At 70.5% G+C, this 16,366-nt stretch carries 9 protein-coding genes; all 9 read right to left on the reverse strand.

The window, feature by feature from the left end; genetic code table 11:
- Positions 1-123: 123 nt before the first annotated feature.
- The 9 genes from ABD736_RS08280 to ABD736_RS08320 all read right to left on the reverse strand — a co-directional run bounded on the left by ABD736_RS08280 (position 124) and on the right by ABD736_RS08320 (position 16,298).
- Positions 124-555 carry a hypothetical protein gene (locus ABD736_RS08280; RefSeq protein WP_344791269.1) on the reverse strand — a complete coding sequence of 144 codons (432 nt, stop codon included), beginning with the start codon at positions 553-555 and terminating at the stop codon, positions 124-126.
- On the reverse strand, positions 548-1,489 hold the full coding sequence (locus ABD736_RS08285) for a PP2C family protein-serine/threonine phosphatase (RefSeq protein WP_344791270.1): 942 nt from the start codon (positions 1,487-1,489) through the stop codon (positions 548-550). Before ABD736_RS08285 ends, ABD736_RS08280 begins: the two co-directional genes overlap by 8 nt.
- Positions 1,482-2,885 carry an FHA domain-containing protein gene (locus tag ABD736_RS08290; RefSeq protein WP_344791271.1) on the reverse strand — a complete coding sequence of 468 codons (1,404 nt, stop codon included), beginning with the start codon at positions 2,883-2,885 and terminating at the stop codon, positions 1,482-1,484. The genes ABD736_RS08285 and ABD736_RS08290 overlap by 8 nt, the downstream gene beginning before the upstream one ends.
- A complete protein-coding gene (locus tag ABD736_RS08295) occupies positions 2,882-5,383 on the reverse strand; it encodes a transglutaminase domain-containing protein (RefSeq protein WP_344791272.1) in 2,502 nt (833 codons plus the stop codon). Before ABD736_RS08295 ends, ABD736_RS08290 begins: the two co-directional genes overlap by 4 nt.
- Positions 5,383-6,729: a DUF58 domain-containing protein gene (locus tag ABD736_RS08300; RefSeq protein ID WP_344791273.1), complete on the reverse strand. Its 1,347-nt coding sequence runs from the start codon at positions 6,727-6,729 to the stop codon at positions 5,383-5,385. Before ABD736_RS08300 ends, ABD736_RS08295 begins: the two co-directional genes overlap by 1 nt.
- The gene (locus tag ABD736_RS08305) at positions 6,726-7,691 is read right to left on the reverse strand and encodes an AAA family ATPase (protein ID WP_344791274.1); all 966 of its coding nucleotides are present in this window, start codon (positions 7,689-7,691) and stop codon (positions 6,726-6,728) included. The genes ABD736_RS08300 and ABD736_RS08305 overlap by 4 nt, the downstream gene beginning before the upstream one ends.
- Before the next feature lie 32 nt (positions 7,692-7,723).
- Entirely contained in the window at positions 7,724-13,837 is a 6,114-nt protein-coding gene (locus ABD736_RS08310; RefSeq protein WP_344791275.1) for an Ig-like domain-containing protein, read from the reverse strand.
- The gene (locus ABD736_RS08315) at positions 13,838-14,992 is read right to left on the reverse strand and encodes a serine/threonine-protein kinase (protein WP_344791276.1); all 1,155 of its coding nucleotides are present in this window, start codon (positions 14,990-14,992) and stop codon (positions 13,838-13,840) included.
- 109 nt (positions 14,993-15,101) lie between these two features.
- Positions 15,102-16,298: a serine hydrolase domain-containing protein gene (locus tag ABD736_RS08320; RefSeq protein ID WP_344791277.1), complete on the reverse strand. Its 1,197-nt coding sequence runs from the start codon at positions 16,296-16,298 to the stop codon at positions 15,102-15,104.
- Positions 16,299-16,366: the final 68 nt, after the last annotated feature.

Consider the following 16,366-nt stretch of genomic DNA (forward strand, 5'->3'; position numbering starts at 1 on the left):
GGGACGCGCGCCACGCGAGGTGAGCGCGCTCGGGTCAGAGGCGCGCGCGCTACGCGAGGTGAGCGCGCGCGGGTCGGAGGTACGCGCGGGTCGGAGGCTGCGCGGGTCAGAGGTGCGGGCGGGTCAGAGGTGCTGCAGGGCCCAGATGCCTGCGCCGGCCAGCACGATCACGCCCAGCCAGATCGCGCCGACGGTGATGAGGGCGCGACGGCGCCAGGCGCGGCGGGCGTCGTTCTGGTGGGCGACGATCTCGCTGACGGAGATCGCGCGCGCGGTGCGCTGGCGGATCTTCCACTCCGCGTCGAAGTCCGGTACCTGGGTGACCTCGAGGTCGGTGCGCGCCTTGTAGCGCACGACGCTGCCGGCGGGAACCTCGGGCGGGCGGAAGTCGAGCAGGTGGATGTCTGTCACCGGCGGTGCCTGCGGGGCGAGCGCACGCCCGACCGTGAACTTCGTGGCGGATTCCGTCTGGGCGACGCGGCGGGCGAGGACCGGGGCGGTGTCCTCGATCGTGCCGTGGCCTTCGGTGACGACCGTGTCGTCGGTGTCAGGCATCGGGGGTGTCCTCGTGGTCTCCATCCGGCTGCGCTGAGTCGACCGGCGACGTTTCGAGACGCGGCGCTTCGCGCTGCTCCTCAACGATCGTGCTCTGCGGCGCTTCGCGCTGCTCCGGGGCGATCGTGCTCTGCGGCGCCTCGCGCTGCTCCGGGGCGTTCGCGGGTTCGGGGTTCGGAGCGACGTCGACCACGATGATCGTGATGTTGTCGTGGCCGCCGTGGTCAAGGGCGAGCTTCAGCAACAGGTCGACCGCCTCGCCCGGGTCGTCGTGGTGGGCGAGCACATCGTAGAGCTCGGCCTCGCTGAGCTCGCCGTGCAGCCCGTCAGAGCAGATCAGGATGCGCTCCCCCGCCTCGACGGGGTGCACCCAGTAGTCCGCGGGGCTGTCCGGCGCGCCGACGGCACGGGTGATGACATTGCGGTGCTCGAAGTTCTCGGCCTCCTCTGGCGTGAGGTTGCCGGCATCCAATTGCTCCTGCATGTACGAGTGGTCGATCGTCATGCGCTCGAATCGCGCGCCGACGACGCGGTAGACGCGCGAATCGCCGACGTTGAGCACGAGCCAGTACGGGATGCCGTCGTGCCTGACCTGCACCACCCCCGTGAGCGTGCTGCCCGCGCCGCGGCGGGTGCGGTCGCTGAGCGCGGCGACGGTCTGGTGCGCGCGGCGAATCGCGTCGGCGACCTCGTCGGGCCGCACGTCGTCGCGGCCGACGAGCCCCGAGAACGCCCGGACGACCGCGGCGCTCGCCACAGCTCCCGCGTCGTGGCCGCCCATGCCGTCGGCGACGATGTAGACCGGGTAGTCGGCGAGCAGCGAGTCCTCGTTGCCGCGGCGGTGACGACCGGTGTCGGTCGCCGCGGCCGTGCGCAGCTGCGGGTCGGCGCCGGTGACGACGACCGTCTGGTGGCGGCTGCTGTGATCAGGCACCCTGCACCACCTTCACCCCGAGCTCGCCGAGCATGAACTGCGGCGTCACGCGCGCGCGGTTGCGGGCGCCCAGCTCGGATTCCTCGTTGGTGTTCGGGTCGAGCAGCCACACTCCGTTGGTGGAGTCGAGGTCGGTCACCTGCCACTCGCCGCCGACGTACTCGAGCACCGCGTGGGTCGCCGACACCGACAGCGCGTCGTCGGTGACGGCGATCAGCTGCGCCCCCGGGTAGAGGGGATGCGGCGACGGGCGGCGACCGAGGATCGCCGACGTGCCGGTGAGTTCGACGCGGGCGCCCATCGACGTCTGGATCCACCAGCGCGCGCGACGGCGGGAAGAGACGACCGTCGCGTCGGCGCGGGCGCCGGAGATGATCGTCGCGTCGTCGTCGTACGGGTCGTCGTCGGCTGCGTGGTCGAGGTCGGCCGCGGCTTCATGCGGCTGCGCCGGGTCGGGCAGCGGCGGGGCCGCGGGCGCGGGTTCGGGCTCGCGCGACGGGACGACCGGCTGCGCCGGTGCGGGTACGGGCGCAGGCGCGGCCGCAGGCGACGGGGCCGGCGCGGCGGGCGGCGTTGCGAGGACCTGGGGTGAGTAGGGCGGCGTCGCGAGCGGTGGCGGGGCGATGACGGGGGATGCCGCAGGCGCGATCGTCTCGACGCGGGGCGCCGCGGCAGGGGTCGGGTCTCCATTCGGCTTCGCCGAGTCGACCAGCGACGTTTCGAGACGCGGCGCTTCGCGCTGCTCCGGGGCGATCGTGCTCTGCGGCGCTTCCCGCTGCTCGGCGGCGAAGATCACAGGCTCGACGGGAACGGGCTGCGGGTCGCGGGTGGGCAGTTGCGAAGCATCCGGCTCGACAATGCCCGGCATGGGCGCAATGAACCCGGCCGCGCTCACCGGGGTTTCCTCCAGCGGCTGCTGCGAGTCGTCCTGCGAGGGGATCGTGAGCGGCCCCTGCGGCGGGCGCTGCATCGACCAGACCAGCGGCTCGGAGGCGGCGCGCAGGTCGACGCGGTGCTGCAGACCGAGGGCGAGAGTCCACACCCACCAGGCGACCACGGCGAGCACCGTGTACCAGCCACTGCGGCCGAGGCGGCGGTTGATGCGGTGCGTCGCGATGAACAGCATGAGCGCGCCGAGCCAGCTCGAAAGCGGGATGACGAGGGCGATCAGCCAGAACTCGCTCAGGCCGCCGAGGCGGTAGACGGTCGCGATGTTGACGAATGGGATCCACGCGCGCGACCGATCGACGCTCAGCGCCTCGAAGATGCGGTGCAGGCCGAGCGGCACGACGACGAGCCAGATGACCAGCGCTACCACCAGGGGAACGACGAGCGCGGCCATCGCTGCCGCGCCGGCGAGCGAAACGTCAACGGCGTCCGAATAGGACGGGGTCATCTTTCTCCTCCACCGGTGCGGAACGACCGCAACGAGATCAGGGCGAGCAGCCGGCGCCACCGTGGGAACGCCGCCGCCAGCCTGACCCGCTGCTCGTCGAGCTGCGTCCAGAACCTGTCGGCCTCGTCGGGCGTCGGGTCGAAGGCGCCGAAGACGGCCGCGTCGGCGCCGTGAGCAAGTGTACGCAGGGTAGACGAATCGGTCGCACGGGACGCGGCGGCGTAGAGCGCCGCGGTCTCGGCGCGAGTCCGCACGCCCTGCGCGGGCAGGCCGAGGTCGACGGCGGTGTCGACGAGCTCGTCCCACCCCGAAGCCACCCGATCGGTCGCGCTCGGCGCGGAGCGACGCTCGCGCCGGCGCACGACCTTGACGAGCATCAGCGCGAGCAGCGGCGCGACCAGCACCAGCAGTGCGAGCACGACCGTGCCGCCGATGCGCAGCACGGGCAGCCACACCGCCGGGCCCGCAGGCGACTTCGGCGTGTGCTCGTTGTTCTGGTGGTCGCCGCCGGACGGGTTCGCCTCGGGCGGCGGTTGAACGGTGGCGACGTGCTGCTGCACCTGGGTCGGAACCTTGGGAACGCTCGTGTTCTCCGGCTTCTTTGCCAGCGGGATCTTGTGCTGAGGCGTGGTGTTGAACGCCACCCACTTCTGGTCGGCGCCGCGCACCTCGACCCAGGCGGTGAGGTTCTTGCCCTCGCACACTCCCCCACTGCACGCGGGAATGGACGAGGCATCCGTCACGCTGTCGGAAATCGCGAAGCCGAGCACGACCCGTGCGGGGAAGCCGAGCGATTCGGCGATGAGGGCGGATGCCACGGCGAACTGCTCGTCGTCGCCGACGCCGGCCACGAGCTGCTCCGGGGCGGCGTCGGCGCCTGCCTGCTGCTGCTGGCGCAGCAGGTCGCTGAACAGGTCGCCGATGCGGTCCATGGATTCGCCGGCGAGGCTCTGCTCGAAGGGGTTGTTTTTCTGCAGTTCGCGCCACGTCGGCGCCGAAGCGGTACCCAGGCCGGGGTCCTCGAGCGAATGGCTCAGGAATCCCCGCGCGCGCAGGCGATCGATCAGCTCGGCGAGCCCCTGGCCGCCGCCGCCGACGCCCTGCGCCTGCACCCACTGGGTCAGACTGTCGGGAATCGTGTCGGTCTCGGGCACGGCGCCCACCGGCGGCGTGACAGAAGCGAGCGGCGCGGGGCGCGCCTGCGGCTTCGCGCGCAGGGTGTAGCTGTCGCCGGCGCTGAGGCCTGCGAGCTCGGCCCCCGACTGCAGCTTGTCGTTGTAGTAGAAGCCGTCGGTGAGCTGGTTGACGTTCTTGCCGGTGAACCCGATGGCCGACAGCCCGTTGACGGTCGGCAGCCAGGCACTGGATCCCAGCGCGTCGTCGAACGCCTTGCCGATCGTGACATCGAGGCTCGCGAGGCCGGAATCGTGGTTCGAGCTGGTCAGCTGCGGCATGTGCGAGAACGCGCTCGCTCGGTCGGAGTCGTTCGGCAGCACCGTGAACTGCTGCCCGTTGTAGAAGCTCATGGTCGCGAGCCGCAGCCGGCCGAGCTGCTGCGCGTCGCCCTTGTAGGTCAGCACCGGCGAGTTGTAGGGGTCGCCGCCCGTGCTCTCGAACGCCGCGCGATAGGTCGTGAGCGGGCTCGTGTACTGGTTGAGGCGCGAGACGGGGTCGACGGCGTCAGAGAGCACGTGGCGCTGGCTCGGCAGCGCGGTCGACGACAGTGGAACGGCCACGAGCAGACCGACGAGCGCGACCGCGGCCGCCGACGCGATGCGTCGCACGTTCCCGACGGCAGTGCCGCCTGAGCGACGGATGCCTGAGGCCGCGGCCGCCTCGCGCAGAGCCAGGGTGCGCGCATGCTGCGCTCGCCAGACGAGGAATCCGCCTGCGATGCCGAGCGCCAGCACGCCGACCAGCACGTGCCGGGGCGCCGCGACCGTGATCGGGCCGAGGTGAAGGGCGAGGCCGTTGGCCGTCGTGCCGAACGCGATCGCGAACGCGTTCGGCATGAGCATGACCGGCACGAGGGCGCCGTACCAGCGCGCGCGGCCGAAGACGATCGAGAACGCGACAGCCGTGCACACCAGCATCGTGATGAGCAGCGGTACGAGCAGGGCTTGGAAGTGCCCGACCGGCATCTCGACCGTGATGAGCCTCTTCCACGACTGCACGGTCGCGGCGAGCAGCTCGCGGTAGCCGGCCAGGAAGTCGGCTCGCGAGGTGAACGCGCTGGGGATCGCGAGCGGCACCCCGAACACGAGGTAGCCGCCGGCGAGGCATCCCGCGATCGACAGCCACGACCAGCGGCGCACGATCCCCGTGAACACGACGAGGGCCGAGAGCGCGGTCGCGCCCGCGACGGTGACGGCGAGGTACCAGGTCTCGTAGATCGGCCACGCGGCGAACGCGGCGACGGCGACGAGGGCGAGCACGAACCCGAGGTCGACGAACAGCGCGGCATCGGGGCGCAGCGCGCGGGCGCGGCGGCGCGCCATCAGGCTGCCCTGCGCAGCATCGAGCGGAAGTCCTCGAGGAGCGGGATCGTCAGCACGCCGACCTCGCCGAGGCGGCCGTAGCTCGGGCGCGCCTCGGGGTCCGCCACGATCGCGACGACCCGCACGCCGGGGTCGAAGCGCAGCGGCAGCTGCATCAGACGCGCGCGGTCGACGGACGACCCGCAGACCACGAACGCGATCGAGAGGTCGCTCATGGCGCGCGCAGCGAGCGTGCACACCTCTTCGAACTCCATCGCGGCGGGTGAGCGCTCGACGGTCGCGAGGTCGTCGAGCAGGGCGGTCGGCGTGACCACCGCGAGCGACCGGATGGCGCGCACCGAGCGCTTCGCGACGTCGAGGATCTGGTCGCTCGCGACCACTGCGATCTGGCGCCCGTCGCGCACGGCCCGGATGCCGAGCGAGCCGACGATGCTGACGGCGAGCTCGTACTCGTCGTCGCTCGCGAACTCGTCCTCGTGCATGCCGAGCACGATGGCGAGGCGCGCACGCCTCGTCTCTTCGAACTGGCGCACCATGAGGCGGCCGGTCTTCGCCGTCGACTTCCAGTGCACGTGCCGGCGGCCGTCGCCGGGCTGGTACTCACGGATCTGGTGGAACGAGATGTCCTCATTGACGACGTCGCGGCTCGGGGTTCCCTCGAGGTCGCGCACGAAGCCCGAGCTCGTCGACGGCACGGCGACGGTCTTCGGGTGCACGAACAGGCGGTGCACCTCGGCCCACGACGCTTCGCGCTTCAGGGTTCCCAGCGGGTCGGTGCGCACCGTGGTGACCGGCCCTATATCGATGATGCCGCGGCGGTAGGCAGGCACGATCAGGTCTTCGCCGTGGGTGTGACCCGGGCGAAGGAGCGGCACCCAGACATCCGTCAGCCCCGCGCCCACGGGAACATCGATGCGGCTCGGGAACTCGATGCGGCGCGACGCGTTGGTCACGGTGAGCGTGCCGACCACCTCCGAGCCGGCGACGACGCGCTCGACCGGCAGGCTGAATCCCACCTTGTAGGCGAGCGACCCGGCGAGGAACGGCACCGCGATCACCAGCACGGTCAGGGCGATCAGGCCGGCGACGATGAACTCCATCCAGCCGAGGATCAGGCCGAGTGGCAGCAGCACGAGAACGGCCACGACGGCGAGCCAGCCGACGGGTGTCACCAGGTCGTCGACGCGCGACCATGCGGCGGCCGCCGCCGTCTGGATCTCGCGCCACGACTGCACCGCGAAGACAGCGAAGCGCGTCCGCGCGCTCCAGCTCTCAGAGACGAAGTGCGTGGTGGTCGCGGTGCCGGTGACGGTGGCGCCGCTGTTGCCCGTCGAGTCGAAGGTCACGCCACGGTGCTCCTCACCGGGGGAATGACGTCGAGCAGGACCTGGCCGATGACGGCCTCTGCGGTGACGCCGTCGAACTCGGCCTCGGGGTCGAGCACGAGGCGGTGCGCGAGCGCGGGGACGGCGAGCGACTTGACGTCGTCGACGTTGACATAGCCGCGGCCTTGGCCGGCGGCCCACGTCTTGGCGGCCTTCGTCAGCGCGCGAGCGCCACGCACCGAGACGCCGACGCGGGTCTGCGACGCCGTGCGGGTCGCCTCGACGATGCGGCCGATGTAGTCGAAGATCACGGGGTCGGCGTGCACCGCGCGCGCGATCGTCGACATGCCGACGAGCGCCTGCGGGGTGATCACCGGGTTGAGTTCGTGCGGCACCTCGCTCGTCGCCTCGAGGATGCGCACCGTGGCGGCGAGGTCGGGGTAGCCGAGGCTCGTCTTGATCATGAACCGGTCGAGCTGCGCCTCCGGCAGCGGATAGGTTCCCGCCTGCTCGATGGGGTTCTGCGTCGCGATGACGAGGAACGGCGCGCCGGTCGATCGCGTGACGCCGTCGATCGTGACCTTGCCCTCCTCCATCGCCTCGAGCAGCGCAGACTGGGTCTTCGGACTCGCGCGGTTGATCTCGTCGGCGAGCACGACGTTCGCGAAGATCGGCCCCGCGTGGAACTCGAACTCGCCGTTCTTCTGGTCGTAGACGGTGATGCCCGTGACATCCCCCGGCAGCAGGTCAGGCGTGAACTGGATGCGCGTCGATGTGCCGTGCACCGTCTCGGACATGGCGCGGGCGAGGCTCGTCTTGCCGGTGCCCGGCAGGTCCTCGAGCAGCAGGTGCCCCTCGCTGACCATGGCGGTGAAGGCGAGCTCGATGACGTGACGCTTGCCGAGCACCACCTGCTCGACGTTGTCCGCCAGGGCCTGGAACGTGGATTGGAACCAGGTCGCCTGCTCTGAGCTGATCGCCATGTGTCGATATTCCTTCGTGTTCTCTGATTGCTTCAGTTGGTCGAGCAGCTCACCGGGTCTGCGCTCGTCCCGTTGTACGTAGCGAACCCGCTCTGGCCCCACGTGATCGTGTAGTGGATGTTGCGTATCTGGGTGGTGCCGGCCGGCAGCGCGGTGCCATCGCCGGTCCCGGGTTGCCAGGTGGTCCCGTCGGTCGTGTACTCGTAGGCGCTGACTGTCACGGACGGGCCTGCCTGCGGCACGCCGCGATCGTTGTTCGGCGCCACTGTGACGGAGGTCGCCCCCGACTCGGGAACGTTGCATGCGGCGGTCACACCCGTCACCTGCATCTGGAACGGGGCCGAACCGGCCGCCGCATGGATGGCGACGGCTGCGCCGCAGAAGGTCTGCGTCAAATCGCAGTACCGCGCGGTGAAGGCCGGCGCCGTCCCGAAAGTTGTCTGGCTGCCGCTGATCACCAGTCGGTAGCCCTTGTACGGGCTCCGGCTTGAGCAGCTCGGGGCGTTCGCGCCGTACTCGTAGTCCGGAAGCCCGGCGCCCTGCTGCGTGATGGAGTACGAGCAGTCGTTCGAGTCCGGCACCGGCGCGTTCGACTGATCCCACACGACGATCGAACCCAGATCTCTCTGGACCGCACCGAATTGGTTGGTATAGCAGACGTACACCTCATACCGTTCGAACTGATTCAGCCCCGTGAGCGTCGGGGTTGCGGACACCGCCCAGTCGCTCCCACCTGGCTGCGCGTAGTTGATGGTCGCGTTACTGCCGGTGTTCGAGCACGAGGGGTCGTTGCCGGGGGGCGCTGCGAAGTACAGATAGGCGTCCGACTTCGCGCTTCCGTTGGGGTTCCCCTGCGCCGCGGGCGAGACCTGGATGGAGCTGTCGCTCGGCGAGTAGGGCGTTCCGACCGAATCGAAGGTGGGCAGGCCGGCGGGCGTCACTGTGACGGAGTCGGGGGTCGCGCCGACCAGATCGCCGGGAGGCTGCTCGAACTGGCTCACGGGAGTCACAACGACACTCACGGGTTGGCCGGGTGTGGCCGAGAAGCGTCGCGTCACCACGTCGCCGGACGCAGGCACGGTTTCTGTGTCGCCTCCGACCTGAATCGTGTACGACGAAGCAGTGCTGTCCATGTTCGGAATGTTGACGTCGAAAACGCCGGCAGTGGGCGACGTCTGTCCCTGCACGAATATCGGGGTCGCCGTCACCCCGCTCACCGTGGGCTGCGCGAACGCCCAACCGACCGTCTTCACCGAGCCGCGCGATTCTCCGACGCCGTTCACCGACTTGACCTCGAAGGTGTGCTTGTCGCCGTTCTTCAGCCCATTCACCGGCGGGCAGGCGCCGTTGGGGTCGCAGGTCACCGAGGGCTTGCCGTCGACGTACACCTTGAACCCCGTGAGCGCGGGGTACGAGCTCGCGGCATCGCCGGGCGAGACGGCGAGGGTGACGCTGTCGGGGCCGTACGCGACCTGCGCGACGGCGGCCGGTGCGGCCGGATACCCCTTCAGCTCGAACGACAGCGAGCCGTCGCCTGAGCCCGAGGCACTGCGCTTGCCCTGCGCGTCCTGAACGACGAACGGCACGGTGCACCGGCCGCCGGGGGTGTCCGCCCCCCACTTGGCTTCCACGGTGCGGCCGTCGGCGACGCGGAACGTGACGCCCGTGCAGCCCGTGACGGTCGGCGTCACGGAGACCACCTTGAGGGGGGTGCGGTACGCGTTCACCTCGTCGGGACGGCCGACGACCGCGGTGCTGCAGCTCGAGCCGTTCGCCTCTGAGCAGCTCAGCGACACCGAGCCGCCCGCAGGCCGCGTGCTCGGGGCCGGCCCGACCTTGAGCGTGATGTCGGCCGCGGTTCCGACGCCCGTGTAGCCGGCGATGGTGACGTGCGCGACCTCTTCGAGGCCCGGCTGGGCCGTGTCGTTCGCGCGCACCGACACGGTCTGGCCGCTCTGCGTGACCGAGAACAGGCCGCCAGAGTACGACACCTTGAAGTGCAGCCCGCTCAGGTCGTCGTGGCCGAGCCACGACGTCATCTGCGTGAGGTTGAACCGCACGGCGGCCTGACCGGGGCTCGCGGTGAGCGAGGCCGGCCGAAGCTCGGGCTGCGGCTGCTTCGGGATGATCTGGAACGGCACAGCGAGGATCGTGTACTCGGACTGGCCCACCAGGCGCACCGGGGCGAGGCACGCGTCCGCCCACGGGGCGCCGTCGCCCGCGTCATACGTCAGCTGCCCGGAACTGTCGACCGAGCACGAGGCCGCCTTGCGCGCCTTGGTCGTCTTGATCGACCCGCTCTGGGCGTCGAGCGCCGAGCCCGGCGGCACACTGACGACGTCCGAGAGCTTGATCTTCCGCGAGTCGCCCTCTTTCACCTCGAACGGCTTCGTGTCGGCCTTGAGGGCGAGGATCACGTCGGCGAGGGCCGGGACTCGCAGGAATCCGTAGGTCGTCACGTTCTGCCCCGTGAAGTCGGGGCCGGTCAGCTCGAACGGCACCAGCAGGCCAGAGCTCGGCACCTTCGACACGCTGATCGTGTCGCCGTCGACCGAGACGCCGTCGGTCTTCTTGTAGAGCGACAGCTTGAGGCGGCTGATGTCGCCAGAACCCCACGAGACCTTGCCGGCCACGACATCGATGCCCTGCGCGAGCCGCGCGCGGTTCTGCGCGTCGACCACCGTGTCGACCGCGACCGGGTAGTCGGGCACGTGGCCGATCACGACGTCGACCACGATCAGGCCGGCGCTGACGTCGCCCTGGGCGTTCTTCACCGAGTAGGTGTAGGTCAGTGTGCGCGCGTTCGGGGTCGAGGTGATCACTACCTGCGACGCGTTCTTCGACTTGATGTTCTGCTTCAGCACCCCGTACAGCGAGCTGTCCTTCGGGGCATCCGGCGTCACGTCGACGAGGCTGAGCTCGCCGCCGCTCGGGTCGACGTCGTTCGCCGTCGGCTGCACGACGACCTGGTTGCCCGCGCCCGCCTGCACCTGCACGTAGTCGCTGAACGTCACCGGCGCCGGGTCGGTCTGTGCGTTCAGCACGCCGACCATCACCGTCGCCTCGCCGGTCTCGCCCTCGGAGTCGCGCACGCGATAGCTGAACTTCTGCTGCCCCTGGCTGTCGGCGAGCGCCGTGAACACGATCGCGGTGCCGTCTGCCGAGATCTGGGCGGTGCCGTCGCTCGGCTGAGAGATGATGCGGTCGAGCGCGACCATGTCGCCGTCGGGGTCGACGCCATACGGGTCGAAGGGGATGCGAACGGATGCCCCCGCCGCGACGCGCCCCGTCAGCATCTGGGGCTGCGGCGGGCGGTCGCCCTCCTTGGTGAGGATGTTGACGGTCACCGTCGCCTCGGACTTCGCCGAGGGATTCCCCGCCGAATAGGCCGAGTAGCGCAGGGTGATCGGCTTCGTGCCCGGCGACGTCTCAGGGGCGAGGTAGCGCAGCACCTGGCCGGAGGCGAACGCGAGGCCCTGGTGTGAGGCGTTCTGGATGCTTGAGGGGTCGAGCTCGACGATGTCGCCGTTCGGGCCGACGTCGTTGGCGAGCACCGGGATGTCGACCTGCGCGCCCGCGCGCACCGTCACCGAGTCGTTGATCGCGACCGGCCGGCTCGGCGGCTGGTCTGGCAGCAGATAGACGGTCGCCACGCCCTTGACGGTCATGCTCGGTGTGTTCGTGCCGTCGCTCACCGTGTACTCGACCGTGCCGAGCAGCCCGGCGTCACCCGTGCCGGTCGTGCCGCGCACACGCAGCTGCGACTGGCCGACGACGTCGACATCGAGGGATGCCCCGGCCGCCGGCTTGGGTTTCGGGGCGCTCAGCAGCAGCACGTGGCCGGTCGGGTTCTGCACGGCGGAGAACACGTCGACCGAGGTGTCGGTCTGGGGGCGCACGAACACCGTCACCGGCGAGGTCGACAGCAGCGGCTGATCCGGCGGAACGACCGTGATGCGCACCGTCGCGGTGGCGGTCGACGACTTCGCCCCCGAGTCGCTGATGGTCATCGTGACCGGGTAGCTACCCGGCTGCTGCGCCTCGAAGTCGAAGGTCGACCCGGAGCTGTCGACGGTGACCTTCGCCTCGTCGGAGCTCGTCGACGCGCCGGCATCCGTCGCCTGCAGGTTCGACGTCGCCAACGTGGCGCTCGCGATCTGAGCCGTGCCCTTCGCTCCCCTGATGTGCGACGACGGGTCGACCGTGATCGGCACGCCGGCCGCCGTCATGAGGCCGAAGTTCTCGACCTGCAGCGTCGGAGTGCCGGTGATGACGACCTGCAGGTTCTTCTCGGCTGTGGCGCCGTTCACGTCGGAGATCGTGACGGGGATCGTCACCGTCCTCTGCTGCGCGGTCGGCGCCGCCTGGAAGACGAGGGTGCCGTCGGGCGAGACGCTGACCGTGTAGTCGGCGCCGCCCGCTGCCGACTGCGCGAACATCGGGTCGCCGTCGGGGTCGACCCAGCCGCGCAGCACGGGGATCTCGACCGAGCCGCCCGGGGCGACCTTCACGCCGTTCGGCCAGTTGTAGAGGCACGCGTTCCCCGTCGCGCCGTTGCACCACACGGGCGCAGCGTTAGTCCCGCTCGGGCTGACGGTGAGCGTCACCGTCGCCGGCTTCGACTTCAGGCCGCCGCCGCCCGCGGTGCCGTCGGTGAGCGTGTACTGGAAGGTCGCCGTTCCGCTCGCGCCCGGCTCCACCTGAACGGTGATGGACTGCGCGTTGTTCGCGATGGATGCCTGCCCGAATGCCGTGTTCAGGCCGGCGAGCGACCCCGGCACGATCGATACGACGTCGCCGTTGGGGTCGTAATCGTTGAGGATCACCGGAAGCGAGACGAGCGAGCCGGCGCGCACCCCGAACTTGTCGGCGACTGCCACGGGTGGCTTGGGGTCCGTCTCGCGCTCGGTCTGCTGCGTCTGATTCTCGGGCGCGGACTGCTCCTTCTGGTTAAGGTCCCAGTCCTGCGAGCCCTGCACGATCTTCGCCGACGGCACCGACCAGACCCACCCGCTCGTGGTGTCGTTGAGGATCTCGGCGCCGCCGTTGCTGCGGAAGACCGGCGTCGCCGTCTGCTGCAGCGTGCTCGCTTGGCCCTCGCGACTGCCGTTGTCGAGGTCTTTGGCGCTGCCTTTCACGACACCCGACATGTCGAGCCGCCCCGACCACAGGCTGCCCGGCGCCGAGCCGGTCTGCACCCATGCGGCATACAGCTTCGTCCCGTTCCACACCGGCGCCGCGGCGACGCCGCTCTGGCCACGCTCCACGATCTTCGGCGCGCCGTCCTTCAGGGTGAACGTCGCGAGCTGACTGCTGCTCGCGACGGCGACCACCGGCTTCTTCGCCGACGGCTGCTGCAGCACGGCTTTGCCGTCGAGCTTCGTGTCGATTGCGCCCTTGACTCCGCGGATCCAGAGGCTCCCCCCGCCGGGGGCGAGCAGCACCCAGCTGCTTCCGACCGCGGTGAGAGACGCCCCCGGCCTGTCGGGACCGCCGGCGACGGCATCCGTGCCCACCGTCCTGCCGGTCTTCACGTCGTAACGCAGAACGGAGCGCGTCGTGTGCGAATAGGCGTACAGCATGCCGTCGGTGCCGATCGCGATCGTGTCCGCGCTGAACGCGCTCTTGCCGCCGCTGCCGGGCGCAGCGACCGCCTGCGTGTTCTTGCCGTCGTCTTCGACTCTGGCGGCGTGCACCGCGCCCGTGTTGGAGAGATAGCCGAGGTAGTCACCCGTGTGCACGACGGTCACGGTGCCGCTGGGCGTCTCGACGAACGGGGACGACGAGCTCGTCGTCGTGTCGTAGGTCGCGGGTTGCGCGAGATTGACAGAGGCGACCTTCGTGTCGCTCTGCGAATAGAGCAGCACATGCCCGTTCGCCTGCACGAGATCGCTCGGGCTCGTGATGCTCTTCACCGTGTCCAGCTGGCCGAGAGCCGTGTCGACGCGGGCGTAGCGCTCACCCTGGCCGGTCTGCAGCGCCCACACCGAGCCGTCGTCGACCTTCGCCTGATCGACGTCGTAGCCGCCGGCGATGAAGGCGCCCGCGACGAGGGCCCCGGCCGCCACCACGGCGGCACCGACCTTGAACCACGTGCTGCGCAGCGCACCGCTCCATCGCGCGCGCCGGCCCCCGGGGGCTGCCACCTACAGAACCCCCGCGTACACCAGCCACACCGCCGCGCCCACCAGGGCGACGGCGATCGCGCCGCCCACGATGCCCGCGACGCTCGCGGCGCTGAGCCGCGCACGTTCGGCGTCCGCCTCGCCGCGCGTCGCGACGATGGTGTTGCCGCCGGTCGCGATGCGCCCCACGCGTGCCTGCTTGCGCGTGCGGCCGCTCTCGACCGGAACCGTCGAGACCACCGCACCGCGCACGCCCGAGTTGCCGAAATCCTCCGGCCGCGATTGCGGCGCCCACTCGTCGACGGCGAGTTCGAGCGGCGTGATCGGAAGGCCGAGATCGGCCTGCGCCTGCTGGAACTCGCGCGCGAGGGCGAGCATGCTCTGCTGGCGCGCGTCGGGCGACTTCGACATCGATCGCATCAGAATGCGCTGCACCTGGTCGGGGACGTCGTCCGGCAGGGTGCGCGGCCGCTCGCGGATGATGCGCATGCGCTGCTTGGCCCGCGAGTTCTCGCTCTTGTCGGGCTTCTCGAACGGCGCGTGCCCCGCCAGCAGCGTGTAGATCGTGGCACCGAGCGACCACACCTCGCTCGTCACGGTGCCGGTCGTCGTCTCGTTGAGCGCCTCGGGGGCGCTCCACGGCACGCTCATCGCGAAGACCTCTTCGTGGTGGCTCGACGCGAGGCTGGTCGCGATGCCGAAGTCGGTCAGCACGGGGGCGCCGAAGGCCGTCAGCAGGATGTTGGACGGCTTGATGTCGCGGTGCAGCACGCCCGCCCGATGCGCCGTCTCGAGCGCGCTCGCCATCTTGATCGCGACGTGCAGGGCGCGGTCGACGCTGACGCGCTCGCTGATGCCGTTCTCATCACGGCGGATCAGCGGCGACGGGCAGTACTCCATCACCAGATACGGCCGGCCGTCGGCCGAGATGCTCGCCGCGTGCACCGTTCCGATCGACGGGTGCGGGCTGAGCTTCGCCATCACGTCGGCCTCTGCGTTGAACATGCGCAGCACGTCGGAGTCGACGAGGTTCGCGAGCAGCACCTTCACCGCGACGGAACGGCGCGGCATGTCCTGCTCGTACAGGAACACGTCGGCGAAACCGCCGGTTCCGAGCGGGAATCTGTAGTCGTAACCCGAGAGCACCGGGGGCTGCGACGGCGGCCGATGAGCCATCCGGGTCTCCCCCTCCTCTCAGGCACGTGCAACAACGATAACCGAGGGTTGATGCGCTAACGCCCCGCCCTCCCCCGAACGGGTGACAGCTTCGTACGGGTGCCTCACGTCACCACAGCTCGGGCGGCAGTGGGCGCGTCATCGCCTCGGCGTCGGCACGACCCGTCGCCACGTAGACCGCATCGGCGAGGGTGCCGCGCAGGCCGGAGATGCCTGCGCCGTGGCGGGTCGGATGGACGCGATTCGTCAGCAGCGCGATGCTGATGCCCTTCTCACGGTCCGTCTGCACCGAGGTGCCCGTGAAGCCGGTGTGCCCGCGCACGTTCCAGCCGCTGCGCCCCATCATGTTGAGCTGGCCGATGCGCGGCCCGAGGCTGTGGTCGTAGCCGGAGGGGGTGTCGCGCTCTCGGCCCGGGCCCAGCATGCGGCCGAGCTGGGGCTCCCACATCCACTCGCCCAGAATCTCGCCGCGGCCCGTGCGCAGCGCCTCGCCGAGCGCCAGCAGCCCACCCGCGGTGCCGAACAGCCCGGCACTCGCGCCCCGGCCGCCGAGCACCCACGCCGTCTCGTCGTGCACGGCGCCGCGCATCAGGCCGCGGCCGAAGCGCGTGTCGTATTCGGTGGCGACGGATGCCTGCGCCGGCGCCCCGAACGAGAGGGCGCCGTCGAGCCCCAGCGGTCGCAGCGTGCGCCCAGTGACGAGGCTCTCCCACGGCTCGCCCGTGACCGCCTCGGCGAGGGCCATCATCGTGTTGTAGCCGGCGTCGGAGTAGCGGAAATGCTCACCGGGGGCCGCCACGAGAGGCGTCGCGAGCAGGTCTGCCAGCAGCGCCTCGCGGTCGTCGAACGGGGTGGCCGCGAGCGGCGGCGCGTCCGCGGGGCGCGACTCGAGGTGCTGCAGCAGCGGCTGCTCCCATCCGTGCCAGCTGGCCGGCAACCCGCTCGTGTGCGTCAGCAGATGCCGCAGCGTGACCCGCTGCTTCGCGTCGCTGCGGTAGGAGGGTAGCTTCGCGGTGATGGGCTCGTCGAGGTCGAGCACACCGGCCTGTACGAGCGAGAGGATCGTGTGGGCGCTGGCGAGCTTCGTGATCGATGCCAGATCGAACATCGTGTCGCGGGTGACCGGCGCGCAGGCATCCGGATCGATGCGCTCGCCGTTCTCGTCGACGGATGCCTTCACGCCGACTTCGAGCTCGAGAACGGTCTCGCCGTCGACGGCCACCGCCACGGCCGCCGCCGAGAACCCGCCGAGCGCGAGCCGCTCGTCGAGCAGCGCGCGGACGGCCTGCTCGATGGTGGTGCTCACGCCGCCAGCCTATGTGGCGCGGAGTCGCAAGTCGCGCGGAGTCGTGAGTCGGGATACGGGAAAGGGCC

Source organism: Gryllotalpicola daejeonensis (genome assembly GCF_039538145.1).
GTDB lineage: Bacteria > Actinomycetota > Actinomycetes > Actinomycetales > Microbacteriaceae > Gryllotalpicola > Gryllotalpicola daejeonensis.

Bases quoted from the DNA above. Each gene is read 5' to 3' on its own strand.
- ABD736_RS08295 (WP_344791272.1), bottom strand. From the start codon at position 5,383: ATGGCGCGCCGCCGCGCCCGCGCGCTGCGCCCCGATGCCGCGCTGTTC.
- ABD736_RS08305 (WP_344791274.1), bottom strand. From the start codon at position 7,691: ATGGCGATCAGCTCAGAGCAGGCGACCTGGTTCCAATCCACGTTCCAG.
- ABD736_RS08315 (WP_344791276.1), bottom strand. From the start codon at position 14,992: ATGGCTCATCGGCCGCCGTCGCAGCCCCCGGTGCTCTCGGGTTACGAC.
- ABD736_RS08280 (WP_344791269.1), bottom strand. From the start codon at position 555: ATGCCTGACACCGACGACACGGTCGTCACCGAAGGCCACGGCACGATC.
- ABD736_RS08290 (WP_344791271.1), bottom strand. From the start codon at position 2,885: ATGACCCCGTCCTATTCGGACGCCGTTGACGTTTCGCTCGCCGGCGCG.